Source organism: Acinetobacter seifertii (assembly GCF_016064815.1).
Classification (GTDB): Bacteria; Pseudomonadota; Gammaproteobacteria; order Pseudomonadales; family Moraxellaceae; genus Acinetobacter; species Acinetobacter seifertii.
Genome location: NZ_CP065820.1, coordinates 3,999,287 through 4,020,586 on the forward strand (window position 1 = coordinate 3,999,287; position 21,300 = coordinate 4,020,586).

Here is a 21,300-nt window from a genome sequence, read left to right on the forward strand (position 1 = left end):
AATGCAGTTACAAAATATCTTAGTAGTCTGTGTGGGTAATATTTGCCGCAGTCCAATGGCAGAATACTTTTTAAAAGATCATCACCCTACATTAAATATCTCATCTGCTGGTATCTCAGCTTTAGTAGGACATACTGCAGATGATAAAGCAATTCACTGTATGGATCAGCTCAACATTGATATGAGACAGCATGTAGCTCGTCAACTCAACGCTGAATTGATCAAACAAAATGATTTAATTTTGGTAATGAGCAATAATCAACAAAAGCATATTGAACAAACTTGGCCATTTGCTAAGGGTAAAATTTTTAGACTTGGCCATTGGCAAGGACAAAATGTTCCTGATCCTTACCAACATGACCAAGCTTTTTTTGATCAGACTTGCCGCAACATCCAAAGCTATGTGCAAGATTGGCGCACTCAATTATAATTGTATATTAGTTGTAAATTTATGAACCAAAACTCTAAAACTAGCGAAGATAGCATCGATTTAAAAGAATTATTCTTTTCATTGATTGCACAGTGGAAAATCATAGCATGCTGCGTGGTCTTAAGTTTAATTTGCGCCTTGTTATATTTGCGTATAACCCCAGACATCTACGCTGTAGATGCTATGGTACAAGTCGAAGATAGTAAAGGTGCTGCATCCGCTGCTTTACTAGGAGATCTTTCCAAAGTTAGTGGTGGCCTAACGCAAAAATCACCAGCCGATCCAGAAATAGAGATTCTTCGCTCTAGAATGGTTTTAGGACAAGTGATTCATAATCTTAATCTTGATATTAAAATTAAAGATAATAGATTAGGTTTGATTGGTAAACTTGTTTCACAAGATAAAAGTAAACTTGAGTATCACCATGATGCTGTAATTTATACTAATCAAAACAATAGCTTGATAGTTAAAAAACTTATCGTACCTGAATATTATCTAGATAAACCATTAAAATTAGAGTTTAAAGATCAGAATCAATTTACTTTAACTTACAAAGACCAAGTTATATTTAATGGGATGTTAAACCAAAAAAATGTACTAAATACTGAAAAAGGTTTATGGCAGATCCAACTTAATGCTCAAGGTGATTTGAAAAAACAGAGTTTCACTTTAACTAAAGCCGCTCTTCCAACAGCTGTTAAAAATTTTAATAATATCTATGGTGTTGCAGAAAAAGGAAAGATGACTGGTGTTATTGGATTAAGCTATTTAGGTCAAGATCCAGAGCATATTTCACAAGTGCTCAATAACGTTCTAAATGTTTATCATCAACAAAATATTGAGAGAAAGTCTTTAGAATCTAAACAGACATTGGCTTTCCTTGAGAAACAGTTACCAGATCTTAGAAAACAGTTAGAAGATTCTGAGATTAAGTTTAATCAGTTCCGTGAAAAGTATAAAACAGTGGATGTGAATGCTGAATCAGAGCTATTACTTAAACAAAATATTGATTTAGAAAAACTCAAAATTGAGTTACAACAAAAGCAAGCTGAGCTTTCTGCTAAATATACCAATGATCATCCACTAATCCGTCAAATTGATGCGCAAATTGCCGAGATTAATAAAAAGATTGCCGATCTCAATAATCGTTTAACTCAACTCCCTGAAACTCAGCGTTTATATTTACAACTCTATCGTGATGTTAAAGTCAATACTGAGCTGTATACATCTTTACTTAACTCTTATCAACAGCTCAAAATTGCTAATGCTGGTGAAATTGGCAATGTCCGCATTATTGATACTGCTGTAGAACCAGTTAAACCCATTAAACCAAACAAACTAATTATCTTAGCTCTATCTATACTTGCTGGTGGATTTATTGGTGTATTAATTGCTTTATTACGTAATATGATGCGTAGCGGAGTTAAAGATTCTACACAAATCGAAACTGAGCTTGATCTACCAGTTTATGCAACTGTACCTCGCTCTCCTATTCAAGAAACTCGTATGAGTATTTTGAAGAAGAAAAAGAGTATTCCTATTTTAGCAGTTAAGAGTAGTGATGATATTGCGATTGAAAGTTTGCGTAGTATTCGTACTGCGATCCACTTCGCTTTAACCTCAGCAAAAAATAATATTATTATGATTGCAGGTCCTTCTCCAGAAGTTGGTAAATCTTTTATTTCAACTAACCTAGCAACTATTTTTGCACAAGGGAATAAACGCGTATTACTAATCGATGCTGATATGCGCCGTGGTTATATGCATAAATATTTTGATATTGATGTGAAGCCTGGTCTTTCTGAATTGCTAAGTGGCCAAGCTGATTTAACACAAGTTTTACATAAAACTCAAGTTGCGAATCTTGATGTGATTACTCGTGGTAAAAGTCCAACGAATCCATCAGAAATGTTGAGTTCTACTCAGTTCAAAGACTTACTAGAAAAGTTCCAGACCCAATATGACCATATCATTATTGATACTCCACCAGTGCTTGCAGTAACCGACGGTATTATTATTTCGCAATATACTGGCGTAAACTTAATTGTTGCCCGTTACATCAAGTCTCATATGAAAGAGCTTGAATTAACCGTTAATCGTTTTGAACAAGCTGGTGTTAAGGTGAATGGCTTTATCCTTAACGACATTCAACGTTCTAGTGGCGGTGGTTATGGTTATAACTATGCCTATGCCTATAAAGCACAAAAAGAAGACTAAGTTTCAAGTTTTCATAAAACCGGATCAAGTTATCCGGTTTTTTATTTAATTTTTTAAGTTTCACCAAATTAAAACTAACTAAAATATATAAAAAACCACTCGTTTTTTTTGTTAAACATTCTATGCTTAAGTCGAAGCATGCTAAGATCGAAGCAGCCTTTTAGACTAAAATGATTATTTTTGGAACCTTTTATGAGTAAAGCCTTACCCATTGCTGTCGCTGTAGTTTTAGGCGGTGCTGCACTTGTACCTGTATATTATGCAACTCAACATCCGACCACAGAAGTTGGACGTAAAGCAGACAAAAATGCTTCTCCAATTCAAAAAATCAGTTATGTGCTTGGGTATGAAGTTGCGCAACAAACTCCTCCAGAACTGGATACAAAGGCATTTGTTCAAGGGATCCATGATGCGCGTAGCAAACAGCCAAGTGCTTATACTCAAGAAGATTTAAAAGCAGCTGTTGCAGCTTATGAAAAAGAGTTACAACAAAAAATGCAGCACCAAGACAAACCAGAGCAAGCTGGCACATCTGCTGAATCTGCCGATGCACAATTCCTTGCTGAAAACAAAACAAAAGCTGGAGTAAAAACTACTGCATCAGGTTTGCAATATATCATTACTAAAGAGGGTACTGGTAAGCAACCAACAGCTCAGTCTGTTGTTAAAGTTCATTATGAAGGTCGTTTAATTAACGGTCAGGTTTTTGATAGTTCTTATAAACGTGGTCAACCTATCGAGTTCCCTCTTAATCAGGTGATTCCAGGATGGACTGAAGGTCTTCAACTTATGAAAGAAGGCGGAAAAGCGACTTTCTTTATTCCATCAAACCTTGCATATGGTCCACAAGAAGTTCCAGGGATCCCAGCAAACAGTACACTGATTTTTGATGTAGAACTCATTTCAGTGAAATAATAACAATCCAGGAGAGTAATTATACTCTCCTGTTTTTTGGAAAATGGCATGAAAAAAATTAGTTTGGTTATTGCAGCTTCAACAATGAGCTTATCTGTTCTTGCTGCCACGCCGATAACAAATAAAAGCCCAGCAAAAGATCAGTTTAGCTATAGTTATGGCTATTTAATGGGACGTAATAATACTGATGCATTAACAGATTTAAATCTTGATATCTTTTATCAAGGTCTTCAAGAAGGTGCTCAGAACAAGTCAGCACGCCTCACTGATGAAGAAATGGCGAAAGCGATTAATGAGTATAAAAAAACTTTAGAAGCTAAACAGCTCGTTGAATTTCAAAAGCAAGGACAACAAAATGCCCAAGCTGGGGCTGCTTTTCTGGCGGAAAATGCTAAGAAATCTGGTGTGATTACAACAAAATCAGGTTTGCAATATCAAGTTTTAAAAGAAGGTTCTGGTAAAACACCTAAAGCTACTTCTCGTGTAAAAGTGAACTATGAAGGCCGTTTACTCGACGGAACTGTCTTTGACAGTTCAATTGCACGTAATCACCCTGTCGATTTCCAGTTGAATCAGGTGATTACAGGCTGGACAGAAGGCTTACAAACGATGAAAGAAGGCGGTAAAACCCGTTTCTTTATTCCAGCTAAACTTGCTTATGGTGAAGTAGGCGCTGGTGATAGTATTGGTCCAAATAGTACTTTAATTTTTGATATTGAATTACTACAAGTTTTGCCAAAATAAGTTTTTTTAAGATCAAAAAAAAGCGATCATTTAAGATCGCTTTTTTATTTTAATGTTTTAAATCTCTTGGTCTAAAACCTGTAATCAGTAAGCCCATTAAGTAAGCGATTACACCTACTACGCATAGACCTGCGACCTCAGCAATACGGATCCATTGAGAAAGTTCACCATTATACCAATTTAACCCAAACCAAAGCACTGCAATCATAGCAAGGTTTGCTAAACCATATTGAAGAGCTAGTTTTTTCCAATGTGAGCCAAATCGGAAAATATTACGCTTATGTAGATAGAAGTAGAGCAAACCAGCATTTACCAAAGCTGAGCCAGAAGATGCCAATGCAAGCGCCATATGCTCAGCATGCCAATTGATCAGTTTAAAGAATCCAATAAATACAACGTTTAAAATGGCATTTGCGGCAACTGACATTAAACCTACACGTACTGGTGTTTTAGTATCTTGCTGCGCATAGAAGCCTGGTGCAAACACCTTAATGAGCATAAAAGAAATTACACCAGCACTCATACATTGCAATGCAAGTGCTGTCATTTGAGTATCACGTAGGTCAAATTCGCCACGTTGGAATAAAGCCTGAATAATCGGTGTAGAAAGCATAAATAAGGCGATACTTGCTGGCAAACCAACCAACACAATAACTCTTGCTGCCCAGTCGATCATGCCGCGGAACTTTTCCTGATCTTGCTCAGCATGGCGTGCTGAAAGCGAAGGTAAAATCACTGTACCAATGGCAACACCGATTAAACCTAAAGGTAGCTCAGTCATACGCTCTGCACTGTAGAGCCAAGATACCGAACCGTCTTGCATGAAAGATGCCCAAATCGTATTTAACAATAGGTTAATCTGAGTCACAGACACACCAAATAATGCTGGAAGCATTAATTTTAAAATACGCTCTACACCCTCGTGTTTAAAATCAACTTTGGGTGGAATTAGTAGATTTTTACGCCATAACTCAGGAATTTGTATGGCTAACTGTAAAATACCTGCTGCGACAACCGACCATCCTAATGCTTTAATAGGCTCAGCCATATACGGGGTAAGCCACCATGCACCTGCAATCATTGCGACATTAAGTAATACAGGTGAAAAAGCAGGGGAAGCAAAAGAACCATAACTGTTTAAGATGCTGCTGGCAAAAGCAGTCAGTGACATAAACATTAAATATGGAATAGTCAGACGGAACATGCTGACCGCTAAATCGAATTTTTCAGGGTCATTATGGAAACCAGGCGCATACATATAGATGATTGCTGGTGCTAAGACCATAGCCACGAAAGTGAGTAAAGTCATGACCATAAGCAAACAACCAAATACCCGACTAATCAGGATTTGAACTTCAGCATGTAATCGACCTGTTTTATATTCGGTTAGTACTGGAATAAAGGCTTGCGAGAAAGCTCCTTCTGCAAATAACCTTCGAAAGAAGTTGGGAATACGAAAAGCAACGACAAAGGTATCGAAATCTTTACCCGCACCAAACACGTTGAGCAGTACAACATCTCGTACTAAACCCAATACCCGTGACAACATCGTCATCGCACTGACAATAAAAGTCGATCGCCACAATGCCATCGTACTCACCTACAGCTATATATTCGAAAGTCGCTATTGTAATGAAACTAGAAAATCTTTTCGTTGTGAAATGATGAATGAACTCAAGTTTTTTTCTGTGCTAACAGTTGTCTAAAGTGCTGCCATTTAAAATAAGGTCCCGGATCGGTTTTTCGGCCCGGTGCAATATCTGAATGTCCTGCAATATGGTTTTTAATTTCTGGATAAGCTTGACGAATAGCGGCAACCACATCAGTTAGTACACTGTACTGTACTTCTTCAAAAGGCAAGTCATCACTTCCTTCAAGTTCAATACCAATTGAATAATCATTGCACTCAACTTTAGCTAAATAACTCGAACGCCCTGCATGCCATGCCCGATCATTAAAGTTAACAAACTGTAGGACTTCCCCACTACGTAAAATCAGCAAATGCGTAGAAACCTGCATTCCCTCAATGGTCTGGAAATAAGGATGAACTGACCAATCTAACTTGTTTTGAAAAAACTGCTCAATATACCCACCTCCAAATTGAGATGGCGGCAAGCTAATATTATGAACCACAATCATTTGAATTTCGGTACCAGTCGGACGCTGGTTAAAATTTGGAGAAGGGACTTGTCTCGCCCCTTTTAATTGTCCATCTATAACTTCATACGGTGTGATTTGCTTCATTGAGGTGCCAATAAATTGCTTGCCAATTGTTTTAGTTTAAAACAGTTATGTGCTTTTCAAAGTAGTCAGCACGATTGTTTATCGCGATTAAACGAATAAAACAGCTTATTTTTAAAGTCGACGGTGCTAATATATCGCAAGTTTTAGGGTCATCGACAAAATGGAAACCGTATGAGCATACCTCAGTCTTTGCTTGAACAGTCAATTCAAATCAATATTCAACAAGCATTACAAGAAGATATTGGGGACGGTGACATTACCGCTATGCTCACGCCTGAAGATGAGCAGGCAACCGCGACCATTATTAGCCGTGAAGATATGGTTTTAGCTGGACAGCCGTGGGTGAATGCGCTCATCTCAGCTTATGACAACACTGTGCAGGTGACTTGGTTAAAACAAGAAGGTGACCGTGTTGCTGCAAATGAAGCCTTTTTAAAGCTTGCTGGTTCTGCACGTAGCTTACTGACGGTAGAGCGCCCTGCTTTAAACTTTATTCAAACTTTATCTGCTGTTGCTACAAAAACTGCTGAATATGTTCAGCATCTTGAAGGTTTAAATACAAAACTTCTCGATACACGTAAAACTTTACCGGGTTTACGTATTGCACAAAAATATGCGGTTGCTATTGGCGGCGGACAAAACCATCGTCTTGGTTTGTTTGATGCGTTCTTAATTAAAGAAAACCATATTATGGCAGCTGGTGGTATTGCTCAAGCAATTGCAAAAGCACACCAAATTGCACCAGGCAAACCAGTTGAAGTCGAAGTTGAAACTTGGGATGAGCTCAACCAAGCACTTGAGGCTGGCGCGGACATTGTTATGCTAGACAACTTCAGTCAGCAACAAATGATTGATGCCGTAAAGCATGTAGCTGGACGTTGTAAACTCGAAGCTTCTGGCAATATCACCATTGAAAACTTGCGTGAAGTGGCAACTACTGGTGTCGACTATATTTCTATGGGTGTCCTGACTAAAGACGTCAGAGCTGTTGATTTATCTATGCGTTTTAATGCTTAAATAAAATCCACATCGTTATTGGTTTGTTTCTGCGACTTAGTTATGTCTGCCGCTTGTGTTTTTTGCCATGCTGATTGAGTCGCTTGTGCCCCGTTATCTCGTGGGTCGGCAGCCATTAAAACAAAAGTAACTACTGCTAATAATACAATAAAACCTTGTAGCATAAATTTTCCCCATCACTTTTAAAAAATTAGAGTTCCAAGGTAAAAGATAAATATGACCAAGCTTGGGAGATTCTGTTACAAAAGGTAAGTCTTTATTTTTATTATTCCTCTACACAACAAGATATTACCCTCTCTTCCTTTATATTTCCTAACTTTAGATTGTGCTAGGTGTCATCTACAACCTGCCCAAAATCTATAAATATATTGTTTTTGCAATAAATCAGATATATGCAGAAAGAGAACAGGTTTTGTAGATGACAAATGCATTTGGTTACTTTGGGCGAAACCAAAGTAACGAATTAGCTACTTCCACTGGATGAATAAACGATAAGACTCCGTCGTGCTAGCTAATTTAAAATAAATTATTAACTCAAAACGTCAGCTTAATCATTCATCCATTACAGCAACTCAAGACTCTAAATAACCCATATATGGGTCAGAAATTGAATCTTCTTGAGTTTCTATACGTCCTGCAAAACGGCGACTAAACGTTGCATCATCAGCTAATGTCACCGTAAAGTCATACCAACCACCAAATTCAGACATATCCCAAACTAATTCTTTTTCAGAACTATTCGTTTCTATATTCCATGTTTTATTTGGTAGATAAGCATTTGCTTTAACGTTAAGTTTGACTGACTTATTGCCGTCGTGACGAACCTTTAAATACAAATTCGCATCACACTCTTCCACACAGACTCTAATTTCTGGTAATGCTTGAGTTTGATTGATTTGGCTCAAATTACCTTTAAACGCGCGATGGAAACCATTTGGACCAAGTACCCATAAATCGTACTGTCCATTTATAGTATTCCACACATCATCAAGCTGTTTACCCGCTTCAACCATATAACGGCGTGGAATTGACGTTAGGTCCAATCGGTTATACACATGGAAAACGGCTGCTTGTTTGCCTGTATTTGAGAACATCAGCTTTACAGTCTTTTGTGCTACATCAACTTTGGCACTGGTGTGCAAAATATAAGGTAAAGCACGCGATGGTCTAATTCCCATTTCCTGCTGAGGAAATTGCTGCTGGCTCGGAACAGGAACTTGTGGCAACAAAGCTTGAGCAACACGAATCGCATCGGCTTCGGCTTTGGTTTTCTTGCCATCTAGTTCAGCAACAGGCAAAAGGTTCGGTGTTTTAAAATTAAATGCTGTCGTTAAATCACCACATACGGCGCGGCGGTATGGGCTAATGTTAGGTTCTTGTACACCAAAGCGTTTTTCTAAAAACTGTAAAATAGAAGTATGGTCAAAGACTTGAGAGTTTACCCAGCCGCCACGGCTCCACGGTGAAATCACATACATAGGAACACGCACACCCGGCCCATACACTCGACCATCTGGCTTAGGTTGAGATTTTGAAGTCGCTACTGCTGGATGATTAAAGTATTCATAAGATACTTGCTGATCGCTTAAAGTTGTTTTTCCATATACAACGCCATTTATATCTTTAGACGGTGCACTCGGTGAAGGAACATGATCGAAGAAACCGTCATTTTCATCGAAGTTTACCAATAAAACGGTTTGACTCCACAACTCAGCATTTTCAGTTAAAGCATTTAATACTTCCTGAATATACCAAGCTCCTTGTACTGGACTCGATGGTCCTGGATGTTCACTGTAAGTTGCTGGAGCAACTAACCAACTCACTTGCGGTAATTTACCTTGTGCAATATCAGCTTTAAAAGTTCCTAAAAAACCACCATCCGGCATGGTATTGGCAATACCTTTATAAAGTGGCTGTGTTGCATCGATTTTTTCATCGTATGCTGGGCATGTTGGGGTGTCATTACTGACAGGTTGACCAGATTGCTCGTTAGCACGGCGATATTGCTTGAAACCAGCTAAAGGATTATCGGTAAAGTTATCTGGCATGTTTTGATAAACTTTCCATGTCACGCCAGCCTGCTGTAAACGCTCAGGATACGTCGTCCATTCATAACCTTCTGTTGATGAACCAATTCCATCAAATTCGTTGACCACACTGGCTACACCTGCACCTGTCGGGCCATTCGTTCCAGTCCAGATAAACTTACGGTTCGGGTTAGTCCCTGCATGCATAGCGCAGTGATAGGCATCACAAATGGTAAAAGCGTTGGCTAAGGCAAATTGATATTCAACTTCTTGCTTTTTATAGTAGCCCATAGATTGCGGCTTTTTATAAGCAACCCAATCACTCATTCGACCATTATCCCAAGCAGCTTGGCCATCTGACCATGAGTGAGGCGTTCCTGAAACGCGCTGAGCATTTCCTAAACGGCTGTCGAGATGGTAAGGCAGTACTTTATTTTTCTTAGCATCGTATTGCTCCCAAACTTTGCGGCTTTCTGTCATTGGTATGGTAAAGCGGTCACCAAAACCACGCACACCTTTTAACGTTCCAAAATAATTATCAAAAGAACGGTTTTCCTGAGTCAAAATCACGATATGTTTAACATCTTGAATAGTTCCACTTTCAACTTTGGCATCGATAGCCAGCGCTTTTTGAATACTTAGCGGGAAACTTGCCAGAGCAGCGGTCCCAAACATAGTTTTTGTAGAATTTAAAAGAAATTCGCGACGATTCATTTTTTCATCCTTAATTTTTATTATGGTGCACAGTGCATTTTGCAATTGCTGGTTGGTGGTGGTGTTGGCGATGAATTATCTGAGTTGTTGTCATCGTTACAAGCACTGAGCATAAGCGCTAAAGATGTAATTAATAAAAGTGAAAATTTTCGCATTGGTTTTTTCCAAACGGTTTAAATGCGAACTACTAATAAAGTGAAAAGGTGACAGACAAGTGATGTTTTTATGTCGATTTGATGAAGGCATAAAAAAAACGCATCCGAAGATGCGTTTTTTAGATAACTTGAAATTACCAGCCTAAAGCTTCTTGTTGCTTTTTAATCAGCTCGGCAATTCCTTTTTCAGCCATTTCTAACATGGCATTGCTTTGAGCACGGGTAAACGGTTTGTCTTCCGCTGTACCTTGAATTTCAATAAACTCGCCAGCTTGTGTCATTACTACGTTTAAGTCAGTTTGACAGTTCGAATCTTCTTCATAGCAAAGATCAAGAAGCACTTCATCTTGATACATACCTACAGAAATTGCAGCAACCAAACCTTTAAGTGGATCATGCTTAATTTTTTTCTGTGCAAGTAAAACATTCATCGCATCAACCAATGCTACAGCAGCACCAGTGATTGAAGCTGTACGTGTACCGCCATCTGCCTGAATTACATCGCAGTCGATGGTAATGGTATTTTCACCCAACTTTTTCAAATCAACCATCGCACGTAAGCTACGGCCAATCAGGCGTTGGATTTCTTGAGTACGACCAGTTTGTTTACCACGAGCAGCTTCACGGTCACAACGAGAATGTGTTGAACGCGGTAACATGCCATACTCTGCTGTTACCCAGCCTTGGCCTTGGCCTTTTAAAAAGCGTGGCACTGAATTATCAATGCTTGCAGTACAAAGGACTTTGGTGTGACCAAATTCGACCAGCACAGAACCTTCAGCATAACGGGTGTAGTTTCGTGTAATTTTCACTTCACGTAATTGGTCTAATGCACGTTGGTCAATACGCATAATCCTTCCTAAATTCTCTTAAATACAAACTTGGGCATAGTATAGCAAAGGATTTTGACAGGTTGAGTTTATTCCCTACGTTGAAATGTAAGTCTGCACTTTTCATGACTTAAAAATAAAAATAGCCCCTTTTAGGAGCTATTTATTGGGCTTTCTATTAGGCAAATTTGAATTTTGCTTTTAACTTTTCGAATGTCTGCATCACTTTTCCAGTAGTTTGGTTTGGTAATGAGCATTTTGCTAAACGTACCCATACACTCCAGAACTGGCGCATAAAGCTCGCTTCGTTGTAGTGAATACCGTATTCTGCGCAAAGTGCCTTAATTTTCGGTGCCACTTCTTTATAGCGGTTAGCTGGCATGTCCGGAAATAAATGGTGCTCAATTTGATGACTTAAGTTACCACTCATAAAGTGCATCCACTCTGTGCCACTAAAATTACTCGAACCACGAATCTGGCGCAAATACCACTCTGCCTTAGTTTCAGTGTCGGTATTGTCCGGCTCAAACGTTTCTGCATCTTCAGTAAAGTGACCATTAAAGATCACAGCAGATGACCAGAGGTTACGAATAATATTGGCAACGACATTTCCTGCAAAAACTGGTAAAAACATAGGACCAGAGATCACAGGGAAAAACACATAGTCTTTTAAAACTTGGCGCGTTGCTTTTTTACGCAATTTAGCCGAATCTTTCCAAACCTGTTTCCAGCTCTTGGTTTTATAAACTAATGCATCTTCAAGATGTAAGTTTTGTACACCTACATACCATTCAAAGAAAAACATTAACTGTAGACCGAGTGGAATATTGAACAGGTGGCGAGGTTCCCACTTTTGTTGGTCACTTACTCGTAAAAGGCCATAACCCACATCATGGTCTTTACCTACAATATTGGTATAGGTATGGTGCACATAGTTATGTGTTTCACGCCAGTCATCACCCGATGCAATGGTATCCCAATCATAAGTATTACCGTTCAGGCTTGGTTCATTTAACCAATCAAACTGACCATGCATAACGTTATGACCAAGTTCCATATTTTCTACAATTTTAGAAATGCCTAATAAGCCTGTTCCCAATAACCAGACAGGTGGAATCCAGCCACCAAACATCAACATGCCACGCGATGCGATTTCGGTATAGCGAACAAAATTACGCACTTTGTAGATATATTTTGCGTCTTGTTCACCAAGACTGTGCATCACTTCTTGACGAATCTGTTCAACACGGCGACCAAACTCTTCAGTCTGTTCAGGTGTTAAATGAGCAGATTTAGAAACGGTAGAAAATTCTAATGCCATATTCATAGGGTTAATCCTCTTTAATTCTTTTTATAGATCAATCGTGACTGGGCTTAATGCCTGGCTCACGCATAGTTTAATTGGACGATTCGGTTGGTCTTCAATTTCACCTGTTAACAGATTTTGAGTGACCCCGCTCACTTTGGTACAACTGCATTTATTGCAAACACCCATACGGCAGCCATGTTGCGGACGTAGTCCTGCTTGCTCTGCACTGCTCAGTAAATTTGTTTCAGCTAAAAACTCGTGTTGGGCACGGCGGAAAATAACAGGCTGTGCGGTATGAGTTCCCGTCACTTGAAGTGGCTGAAAATACTCTTGATGAAGCTGTGACTGAGCATCCTTTTGTGCATAAATTTCATTCGCCTGCTGCATCATGCCGTGGTGTCCACACACATAGGTCGCAGTCTGCGCAAAGTCAGGAACCAGCTTTTGTAGCAGGCTTTCGGTTAAATGCTGCTTTTGCTCGGTGGTATTAAAAAAATGATACTGAAACTGTGGGTACTGCTCTGCCAAAGCTTTTAGTTCAGCATGAAAAATTTCCGCACGATTAAAATAAATCACATGAATTTGTTCAAGCTGCTGTTTCAAAGCTTGCTGCAAGAGTGAATAAATTGCAGTAATACCGCTTCCTGATGCAATTAAAGTCGCGGGCTGCTGGCCTTGATGCAAAGTGAACTCACCTTGTGGCTGTGAAATTTCAACACACTCACCCACATGTAAAAGTTGAGCTGCGCGAGATACCAAGCCTTGTACTTTAATACCTAAAGCAATTTCACCTTGAGTGGTTACTTCAATAATTGAATAACTACGTTGTTGGTAAACGCCATCGATAAGTAAAGTCAGTAAAATACTTTGACCTGCACAAACCTGATCGAAATTAAAATTACGATTCGGTTTAAGCTTGATCAGCACCATATCGGTATGAAGTGGCTGAACTTCGGTAACTTCTGCAAGTACCCTTTTCCAAGCCCAAGACACATTAATTTTTTGCAAAACAAAATCAACGAAATCTTCTCGAACCCAATGTGGTTGATAGTTAAGTGTTGCGTTCATACGTTCCTCTTTTGTTTCTGGCTATTTATTTGAGTGAACACATGTTCATATAGTGAACATATGTACACTATATTTGTAAGTGTTCACTCAGTCAACACTTGTTCACTATTTTTTTTATGAAAGTTTGCTCTTTTTTGTTAGACTTTGGCTCACGGTTTAAATAGGTTCTTTTAATGTCGATACGGGATGAACGAAAACAGCAAAGTCGTCAGGCACTTCTCGATGCAGCCTTGCATTTAAGTACGTCTGGGCGTTCGTTCAGTAGTATCAGTTTGCGTGAAGTTGCACGTGAAGTTGGTTTGGTACCAACAGCGTTTTATCGCCATTTTCAAGACATGGATGAACTCGGTAAAGAACTAGTCGATCAAGTCGCGCTACATTTAAAAAGCGTTTTACATCAACTTGGACAAAGTTATTTACAACATAAATCCGCTAAAACCCAAACCAGCATTGAGCTATTTGTGCAGGCAGTGAATCATAGCCCTAAACAGTGGCAATTTATGATTGCTGAACGTTGGGGCGGTTCAGAAACGGTTCGTGCAGCGATTGCTCGAGAAATCGAATTTCTGATTGAAGACTTAACAACAGATCTGACTAAGCTCGAAAATTTTAAACATATTCAAAACCCTCAAGATTTAAATGTCTTATCTACCATTTTGACTAATATGTCATTTACATGGGCAATGACGTGGCTCAACCTCACCAAACAATATCAAGGTGAACAGCTCAAGCAGCAACAAACTGCCTTTATTGAAAACGCATCTACACAAGTTCGCTTACTGTTTAGAGGGATTGCGAACTGGGAACGATAGAAGCGGCAAATGACAAAAAACAGGTTATGTGGTAATACGTAAACAGAGAAAGAAAAAGGCTCAAAATTTCGAGAAAAGTCTTTTTCTTTTTTACAGGAAGTAAACTATTCGTTAGGCCAAACTGGTGTGGGAATACCTATGAATCTTGATCGTCATACACAGTTTTTAATGCGCAAAGAAAAGATTCTAAGCGTTGCAGAAAAATTGTTACTAGAAAACAATCAGGAAATTACTCTAGATGAATTAGTGGCCGAGCTAGATATTGCAAAAGGTACGCTTTATAAGCACTTTAGAAGTAAAAATGAACTTCTACTTGAACTCATTATTCAAAATGAAAAACAAATTTTAGAAATTTCTCAAAAATATAATACCGACTTTAAAGAGTATGCACCCCGTTACATGCTGCATCATTTGCTCACACCGGGCAAAACGATTCTATTGCATCAACTTGAAGAAAATCTGACCATGACAGAGTCTAAGTTGAAACACCTCTTTGAAGAGCTTTATGAAATTCGTCAGCAACGTATTTTAGCGATTAAAGATATTACTGAAAATTATTTAAAATCATTGAACTACGATATGTCGATTCGTGATTATTTATCATATATCTGGTCACTGACTTATGGCGCATCACTGCTTCTAAACTCAACGTATTATCAGCGTTCAATTGGTTCTCGCCAAAAACTCATTAATTTATATATTAATCAGGCATTGTCGTTACCAACACAAACCACCAATTTTGATGCACTAAATTTCCAAATCGAAGATGAAAATCATCAAAATTAATTGAATTATTTCGTGATTGTGAAAGTAATTAAATATTAAAAAAGGGCTCCTAATGGAGCCCTTTTTCTAACGCAATCAAAATTATTTTGCTTTACGTTCTTTCTCAATTAAGTAGTTAAGTACTTGGGTCACTTTACCATCTTCACCCTGTACAACATATTTACCATTTACGACCACAGCAGGAACACCTGTTAATTGGTACTGTTGAGCAAGTTTATTCGACTCAGCAACTTTTGCAGTTACGGCAAATGAGTTATAAGTACTGTTAAATTTCTCTTCAGGTACACCATAGCGCGTGAAGAATTTAGCCGCAGAAGCCTGATCAAAAATCTGCTGACCATTCACCTGAATGGCATGGAATAATGGTAAATGTGTGCGCTTACGAACACCTAATGCCTCAGATGTATAATAAGTACGTGCCCCTTGTTCCCATACTTTGTTCATAGCAGCTGGTGTACGTACAAAACGTACATCATTAGGAATTTGTTTTAACCACGTTTGCATATGTGGTTCAAGTTTAAAACAGTGCGGACAACCATACCAAAAGAACTCACGTACTTCGATTTTCCCCGGTACTTCCACTTTGCCTGGATTGGCAATCACGGTGTAGTCTTTACCAGCAACGAAATCTGCTGCCATTGCACTACCCGATACGGCCATAATTGCTGCACTCAAACCACCCAAAACCAATTTTTTCATTGCTACAGCTTTTCCTCTAAGTTGTTATGCATTAGCTTATGCTCTAAATATAAAACAAATATGCTAAATTCGTTTTGCTTCTGTGAAGTTTTTTATTGGGTTTATCGCTTTTTTCCCAATAATCGCTACACTAACGGCGAACTACATCCAAAAAGATAACTCAAGTTTAGAGGTAGCACCATGTCGCAATTGAATGTTGATTTACAAGAAATCGCAAAGTTTGAAGCACTTGCTGCCAAATGGTGGGATCAACATTCTGAATTTCGCCCACTTCATCAAATTAACCCATTACGTTTAAACTGGATTGATGAACGTGTTGGTGGTCTTGCAGGCAAAAAAGTACTTGATGTTGGCTGCGGTGGCGGTATTTTAGCTGAAAGCATGGCTCGCCGTGGTGCAGATGTACTCGGTATTGATATGGGTGAAGCACCTTTAGCTGTAGGTCGTTTGCATGCTCAGCAAGACAATGTTCAAAATATTGAATATCGCCAAATTCCAGTTGAAGAATTGGCTCAAGAGCAAGCAGGTCAATACGATGTGGTCACTTGCATGGAAATGATGGAACACGTTCCTGATCCAGCATCTATTGTTAAAGCATGTCAGGCTTTAGTGAAGCCAGGTGGTCATGTGTTTTTCTCGACCATTAACCGTAACCCAAAGTCATATTTATTTGCGATTATTGGTGCTGAATACGTATTACGCATGCTTCCAAAGGGCACGCATGATTATCACAAGTTCATTCGCCCTTCAGAAATGGCACATGACATTCGTAATGCAGGCTTAACTTTAAAAGAAATGACAGGCTTGCACTACAACCCGCTTACCAAGCATTACTGGTTAGCGCCAAATGTTGATGTTAACTATATGGTTCATACAGTAAATACAGGTGCATGATGAAAGCTGTTTTATTTGATTTAGACGGCACTCTCATCGACACGGCTGCCGATTTTATTCGTATTATTCAACAAATGTGTCGTGATGCAAGACGCCCTGTAGTTGATGCAGACCTCATCCGTACTCAGGTTTCTGAGGGCGCACGAGCGATGGTCAAATTGGTTTATCCAGAACTGGATGTAGCCAATCCAATTTTCTTGGCGCATCGACAAAACTTTTTAGATATTTATGGCAATAATATTGTCGTTGATACAGACCTGTTTGAAGGCATGTATCCACTTTTAGAAGAGTTAGAAGCTCAGCAAATTCCGTGGGGTATTGTGACCAATAAACCACGTGGTTTAAGTGAGTCATTGTTAGATAAATTAAATCTGACTGAACGCTGTGCAGTTCTAGTGTGTCCAGAAGACGTTTCTAAAACCAAGCCAGACCCTGAACCAATGTATTTGGCTGCAAAGCAGTTAAATATACCAGCAAATGAAATTATTTATGTGGGTGATCATCCACGTGATATTGATGCTGGTCGCAATGCCGATATGTATACGATCTTGGCAGCATACGGTTATTTACCTATCGAACATCGTGATGATTTAGCTGCTTGGCAAGCCGACTCGATTGTAAATACGGTGACAGAATTACACGAGATGTTACGTCAAAAGCTTCCTGCTCTACAGGAAAATCAGCGTATGATAGGTTAACACAAGAGTTTTACAGGCTTTTTTAACAGTTATTTATATCAATATAAAAAGAAGGAGGTTTACCAATGAAATATTCAGAATATCAACCTCGTCCAGATCTTCTCAAAGATCGAATTATTTTAATCACTGGTGCAGGTGATGGAATTGGGCGAGCTGCAGCCCTCAGTTATGCTTTACACGGCGCAACTGTGGTTTTGCATGGTAGAACCTTAAATAAACTTGAAGTAATTTATGATGAAATTGAAGGTTTAGGCGCTCCTCAGCCTGCAATTTTACCGTTACAACTTTCGAGTGCTTCTGATCGTGATTATGACTTTTTAGTAAATACTCTCGAAAAGCAATTTGGACGTCTGGACGGTATTTTGCACAATGCCGGCATTTTAGGTGATCGAGTAGAACTGGCACATTATCCAACAGAAGTATGGGATGATGTAATGTCAGTAAATTTACGTGCGCCTTTTGCTCTTACTCAAGCCCTACTCCCGCTTTTACAAAAATCAGATAACGCTTCTGTGGTATTTACCAGCTCTGGCGTAGGTCGCGAAGCACGTGCACTCTGGGGCGCGTATTCAGTGTCTAAAGTTGCGATTGAAGCTGTAAGTAAAATTTTTGCAGCTGAGCATACCTATCCAAATATCCGCTTTAACTGCATTAACCCTGGTGCAACACGCACTGCAATGCGTGCAAAAGCCTATCCTGAAGAAGATCCAAAAACATTATTGACACCTGAGTCGATTATGCCGGCTTATCTTTATTTAATGGGTGAAGATAGTTTGGCGCTCAATGGACAAAGTATTGATGCTCAGGATTAAATAACTATAGATGAAAAGCTAAAATACATTACGGCCGATCATCACATCTGGCTTGGCTATACCTGAAAAGATATATACAAGCCTTTTTTATTATTGATAAAAACTCTGGATCTATCCGTAATTTTAATTGAAGCATTAAATGATCTTCACAGTTTCTCTGCATTTTACGCGTAGAGTATTCACCATGAGAGACATCAGATGTAAACGAGGATGCATCATGAAAAAGTTGTTCACTACCTTAACTCTTTGCATAACCGTACTGACTACTAGTATGGCAAGCTTTGCTGATCCTCCATTTGACCGAGGACATGGCCAGAAAGGGCCTAAAGGTGGGCCTCGTGGTGAATGGAATGATCGTGGACACAAATATGACCGTGACGATGATGAAGATCGTTTTCGCGATGAACGCCGTATGCGTGAAGAACGTGGTTTTGAGCGTCTAAAACAACATCGCTGGCAGCCAGGTTATGTCATGCCACAGCATTATCGCGGCAATGGCTATAAGGTCGACTATAGAGACAGTAACTTGCCTAAACCAGACCGTAACCAGCAATGGTATAAAATTAACAATGACTATATTTTAGTCGACACAGACTCTAACAGTATTGTTAGCATTCGTGGTTTATAAAACTGATAGCTCCTCACTCATCAGTTAGTAAAAAAGGATAAAGCCCATCGGCTTCATCCTTTTTTATTTTATATATCAATTAGATAATAAAAATTCATATATTCTAAATTTCTTCTTATTTCATAGAAAGTTTTCACATTTATCGTTCTTAGTCTTCACGATTTATCTTTAATTATTCACTAATCTTCAATTATCGAAATTTAATTGATCATTCGAGGTTCATGATGAAAAAACTAACAACAGCAATTGTTCTTTCAATGAGTGGTTTAATCGCAACAACAGCAATGGCTGCTCCAAATGACCATGATCGTCATGGTAATTACCCAAACCATGAAGTAAAAACAGTTAAAGTGATTAAAAAAGACGACCATCGTAATGACTGGCGAGCAGGTCAAGTTGTACCCCGTGAATATCAGCACCCACGTTATGCAGTTGACTACCGCTCACACCAGAAACTGACCAAGCCAGGGCGTTTTCAAAAATGGTATAAAGTGAATGGTAACTATGTACTGGTAAATGAACAAAGCCATAAAATCATTAAAGTGATTCGTTAATTTAACAAAATATCAGACACCCAAATCTAATTTGGGTGTTTTTATATCTAAAACATGCGACTTTAAGCTTTTTTGTTTAGAATCATCTTTATATCTTTTTGCTGTTGATTCGAGATCGGTATGCCAACTAAGTCTTTAGAGAAATCACATAATAACACCCAACATTATGTACATTGGTTCCGACACTCAGCACCTTATATTAATGCCCATCGCGATAAAACTTTTGTATTAATGTTTGGCGGTGAAGCCGTCCGCGATCCTAATTTCGAACATATTATTCATGATATTGCTTTATTGCATTCACTTGGTATCCGCTTAATTTTAGTCCATGGCGCACGTCCACAAATTAATCAAAACCTTAAAGATAAAGGTATCGAAACACCTTTTTATGATAACAGTCGTATTACAACACGCGAATCATTAGGCTGTGTCATGAGTGCTGTGGGATCTATTCGGTTAGAAATTGAAGCACTGTTATCTATGGGATTGGCTAATTCTCCAATGTACGGCGCTCGAATAGATGTTGTATCAGGTAATTTCGTAACAGCTAAACCTTATGGTATTCGTGATGGAATGGATTTTCAGCTTACGGGTGAAGTTCGTTCCATAGATACCGACGCGATTGAGCGTCATCTCGATAACGATAATATTGTTTTACTGGGCCCAACTGGTTATTCAACCACTGGTGAAGTATTTAATTTAAGAGCTGAAGAAGTTGCAACGAAAACTGCGACCTATTTAAAAGCAGACAAATTAATCTTTTTAGGTGAACAACAAGGTTTGCTTAATGAAGAAGGACAATTATTGCGTGAATTGAGCCCGCATCAGCTTGATTACTATATTCAGCAATACCAGACCAGTAGCCCCACCCTAACTCTACATTTACAAGAAGCAAAAAAGGCATCTTTATCGGGTGTTCACCGTGTTCATTTAATTTCATATGCTTATGATGGCGCGCTCATTGAAGAACTCTTCACCCGTGACGGTGTGGGTACCATGATTACCGATGCGCACTATGAAGAAGTTCGCACAGCCCATATTCAAGATGTGGGTGGCTTAATGAATTTATTGCGCCCGTTAGAAGAAGAAGGCATTTTGGTTTATCGTTCGCGTGAACGTTTAGAGCAGGAAATTAGCCAGTTTGCGGTTATTGAACGAGACGGTATGATTTTGGCTTGTGCTGCTCTTTATCCAATTCCAACTGAATTTAATGAAACTCGTTCGGCAGAAATTGCTTGTGTAGCAGTACACCCAAGTTATCGCAAATCAAATCGTGGTAGCCAAATTCTGCAATTCCTTGAAGAAAAGGCCAAACAACAAGGCATTCGTCAATTATTTGTCTTAACAACACGAACTGCTCATTGGTTTTTAGAACATGGTTTCCATCAAGTCACTGTTGATGAATTACCAAATGCCCGTCAGGCACTATATAACTATCAAAGAAATTCTTTAGTGTTTAAAAAACTGCTTCCCTAGTCTTTGCATTTTTTAAGATATTCTTATTTCAGATAAGCTTAGTCCCAAAAGTACAACCATACATACCATTAATGTATGGTTGTACTTTTTTTAAATCTTTAAATTTTCTTCATTCCATATTTTTCATTTTATTTACAAAAACTTAAACACCATTTTCTAAATATTATTCTGTTTAATAAATCTTTTTTTTGCATAAGTTTATCGCCGAAAGTTTTTAGCTTTTTTTTGTATAAATAAAGACCGAATACTTATTTTTTATGAAATAAAAATC

The 21,300-nt window shown here is 38.7% G+C and carries 22 protein-coding genes; 13 read left to right on the forward strand and 9 right to left on the reverse strand.

Going from position 1 to position 21,300, the window contains the following annotated elements; all coding sequences use genetic code 11:
- Window position 1: 1 nt before the first annotated feature.
- The 4 genes from I8T81_RS18500 (at window position 2) to I8T81_RS18515 (ending at window position 4,306) form a co-directional block, all read left to right on the forward strand.
- Entirely contained in the window at window positions 2-430 is a 429-nt protein-coding gene (locus I8T81_RS18500) for a low molecular weight protein-tyrosine-phosphatase (RefSeq protein WP_198071831.1), read from the forward strand.
- A gap of 21 nt (window positions 431-451) precedes the next feature.
- Window positions 452-2,647 (forward strand): polysaccharide biosynthesis tyrosine autokinase, encoded by a 2,196-nt coding sequence (locus I8T81_RS18505; RefSeq protein ID WP_198071832.1) that lies wholly within the window; start codon window positions 452-454, stop codon window positions 2,645-2,647.
- 192 nt (window positions 2,648-2,839) lie between these two features.
- Window positions 2,840-3,562, forward strand: coding sequence for an FKBP-type peptidyl-prolyl cis-trans isomerase (locus I8T81_RS18510; protein WP_004706085.1), 723 nt, complete (start codon window positions 2,840-2,842; stop codon window positions 3,560-3,562).
- A gap of 48 nt (window positions 3,563-3,610) precedes the next feature.
- The gene (locus I8T81_RS18515; protein WP_019457909.1) at window positions 3,611-4,306 is read left to right on the forward strand and encodes an FKBP-type peptidyl-prolyl cis-trans isomerase; all 696 of its coding nucleotides are present in this window, start codon (window positions 3,611-3,613) and stop codon (window positions 4,304-4,306) included.
- 49 nt (window positions 4,307-4,355) lie between these two features.
- Here I8T81_RS18515 and murJ read toward each other — a convergent pair whose 3' ends face one another.
- Complete coding sequence (gene murJ / locus I8T81_RS18520; protein WP_171057788.1) at window positions 4,356-5,906, reverse strand: murein biosynthesis integral membrane protein MurJ; 1,551 nt, start codon at window positions 5,904-5,906, stop codon at window positions 4,356-4,358.
- Between the two features lie 74 nt (window positions 5,907-5,980).
- The gene (ampD, locus tag I8T81_RS18525; protein ID WP_198071833.1) at window positions 5,981-6,550 is read right to left on the reverse strand and encodes a 1,6-anhydro-N-acetylmuramyl-L-alanine amidase AmpD; all 570 of its coding nucleotides are present in this window, start codon (window positions 6,548-6,550) and stop codon (window positions 5,981-5,983) included.
- A 171-nt stretch (window positions 6,551-6,721) separates the two neighbouring features.
- Here ampD and nadC point away from each other — a divergent pair, with 171 nt between their 5' ends.
- Window positions 6,722-7,567 carry a carboxylating nicotinate-nucleotide diphosphorylase gene (nadC, locus tag I8T81_RS18530; protein WP_019457906.1) on the forward strand — a complete coding sequence of 282 codons (846 nt, stop codon included), beginning with the start codon at window positions 6,722-6,724 and terminating at the stop codon, window positions 7,565-7,567.
- Here nadC and I8T81_RS18535 read toward each other — a convergent pair.
- From I8T81_RS18535 to I8T81_RS18555, 6 genes are all read right to left on the reverse strand, one after another.
- Window positions 7,564-7,731 (reverse strand): ABZJ_00068 family colistin stress protein, encoded by a 168-nt coding sequence (locus I8T81_RS18535; RefSeq protein WP_004706093.1) that lies wholly within the window; start codon window positions 7,729-7,731, stop codon window positions 7,564-7,566. The two genes, nadC and I8T81_RS18535, sit on opposite strands and share 4 nt — an antisense overlap.
- Window positions 7,732-8,139: 408 nt before the next feature.
- Window positions 8,140-10,308: a phosphocholine-specific phospholipase C gene (locus tag I8T81_RS18540; protein ID WP_198071834.1), complete on the reverse strand. Its 2,169-nt coding sequence runs from the start codon at window positions 10,306-10,308 to the stop codon at window positions 8,140-8,142.
- A gap of 20 nt (window positions 10,309-10,328) precedes the next feature.
- A complete protein-coding gene (locus I8T81_RS19040) occupies window positions 10,329-10,463 on the reverse strand; it encodes a hypothetical protein (protein ID WP_265091520.1) in 135 nt (44 codons plus the stop codon).
- Window positions 10,464-10,597: 134 nt separating this feature from the next.
- A complete protein-coding gene (rph, locus tag I8T81_RS18545; RefSeq protein ID WP_004706096.1) occupies window positions 10,598-11,314 on the reverse strand; it encodes a ribonuclease PH in 717 nt (238 codons plus the stop codon).
- 157 nt (window positions 11,315-11,471) lie between these two features.
- Window positions 11,472-12,614, reverse strand: a complete 1,143-nt coding sequence (locus I8T81_RS18550; RefSeq protein ID WP_198072790.1) for a fatty acid desaturase family protein — start codon at window positions 12,612-12,614, stop codon at window positions 11,472-11,474.
- A 30-nt stretch (window positions 12,615-12,644) separates the two neighbouring features.
- Window positions 12,645-13,670, reverse strand: coding sequence for a ferredoxin reductase (locus tag I8T81_RS18555; RefSeq protein ID WP_198071835.1), 1,026 nt, complete (start codon window positions 13,668-13,670; stop codon window positions 12,645-12,647).
- 173 nt (window positions 13,671-13,843) lie between these two features.
- Between I8T81_RS18555 and I8T81_RS18560 the strand changes: the two genes are divergently transcribed.
- Together I8T81_RS18560 and I8T81_RS18565 are read left to right on the forward strand one after the other, a co-directional pair.
- Complete coding sequence (locus I8T81_RS18560; RefSeq protein WP_198071836.1) at window positions 13,844-14,482, forward strand: TetR family transcriptional regulator; 639 nt, start codon at window positions 13,844-13,846, stop codon at window positions 14,480-14,482.
- A 138-nt stretch (window positions 14,483-14,620) separates the two neighbouring features.
- Window positions 14,621-15,268 carry a TetR/AcrR family transcriptional regulator gene (locus tag I8T81_RS18565; protein ID WP_019457902.1) on the forward strand — a complete coding sequence of 216 codons (648 nt, stop codon included), beginning with the start codon at window positions 14,621-14,623 and terminating at the stop codon, window positions 15,266-15,268.
- Between the two features lie 81 nt (window positions 15,269-15,349).
- Here I8T81_RS18565 and I8T81_RS18570 read toward each other — a convergent pair whose 3' ends face one another.
- Window positions 15,350-15,967, reverse strand: coding sequence for a thiol:disulfide interchange protein DsbA/DsbL (locus I8T81_RS18570; RefSeq protein ID WP_019457901.1), 618 nt, complete (start codon window positions 15,965-15,967; stop codon window positions 15,350-15,352).
- Window positions 15,968-16,147: 180 nt separating this feature from the next.
- Here I8T81_RS18570 and ubiG point away from each other — a divergent pair, with 180 nt between their 5' ends.
- From ubiG to argA, 6 genes are all read left to right on the forward strand, one after another.
- Window positions 16,148-16,861 carry a bifunctional 2-polyprenyl-6-hydroxyphenol methylase/3-demethylubiquinol 3-O-methyltransferase UbiG gene (gene ubiG / locus I8T81_RS18575; RefSeq protein WP_019457900.1) on the forward strand — a complete coding sequence of 238 codons (714 nt, stop codon included), beginning with the start codon at window positions 16,148-16,150 and terminating at the stop codon, window positions 16,859-16,861.
- Complete coding sequence (locus I8T81_RS18580; protein WP_077169762.1) at window positions 16,858-17,559, forward strand: HAD family hydrolase; 702 nt, start codon at window positions 16,858-16,860, stop codon at window positions 17,557-17,559. Before ubiG ends, I8T81_RS18580 begins: the two co-directional genes overlap by 4 nt.
- Before the next feature lie 65 nt (window positions 17,560-17,624).
- Complete coding sequence (locus I8T81_RS18585) at window positions 17,625-18,371, forward strand: YciK family oxidoreductase (protein ID WP_019457898.1); 747 nt, start codon at window positions 17,625-17,627, stop codon at window positions 18,369-18,371.
- Between the two features lie 217 nt (window positions 18,372-18,588).
- Entirely contained in the window at window positions 18,589-18,999 is a 411-nt protein-coding gene (locus I8T81_RS18590; protein ID WP_039249236.1) for an RcnB family protein, read from the forward strand.
- A 224-nt stretch (window positions 19,000-19,223) separates the two neighbouring features.
- Window positions 19,224-19,553 (forward strand): RcnB family protein, encoded by a 330-nt coding sequence (locus tag I8T81_RS18595; RefSeq protein ID WP_019457896.1) that lies wholly within the window; start codon window positions 19,224-19,226, stop codon window positions 19,551-19,553.
- 120 nt (window positions 19,554-19,673) lie between these two features.
- Window positions 19,674-21,029: an amino-acid N-acetyltransferase gene (argA, locus tag I8T81_RS18600; protein WP_019457895.1), complete on the forward strand. Its 1,356-nt coding sequence runs from the start codon at window positions 19,674-19,676 to the stop codon at window positions 21,027-21,029.
- Window positions 21,030-21,300: the final 271 nt, after the last annotated feature.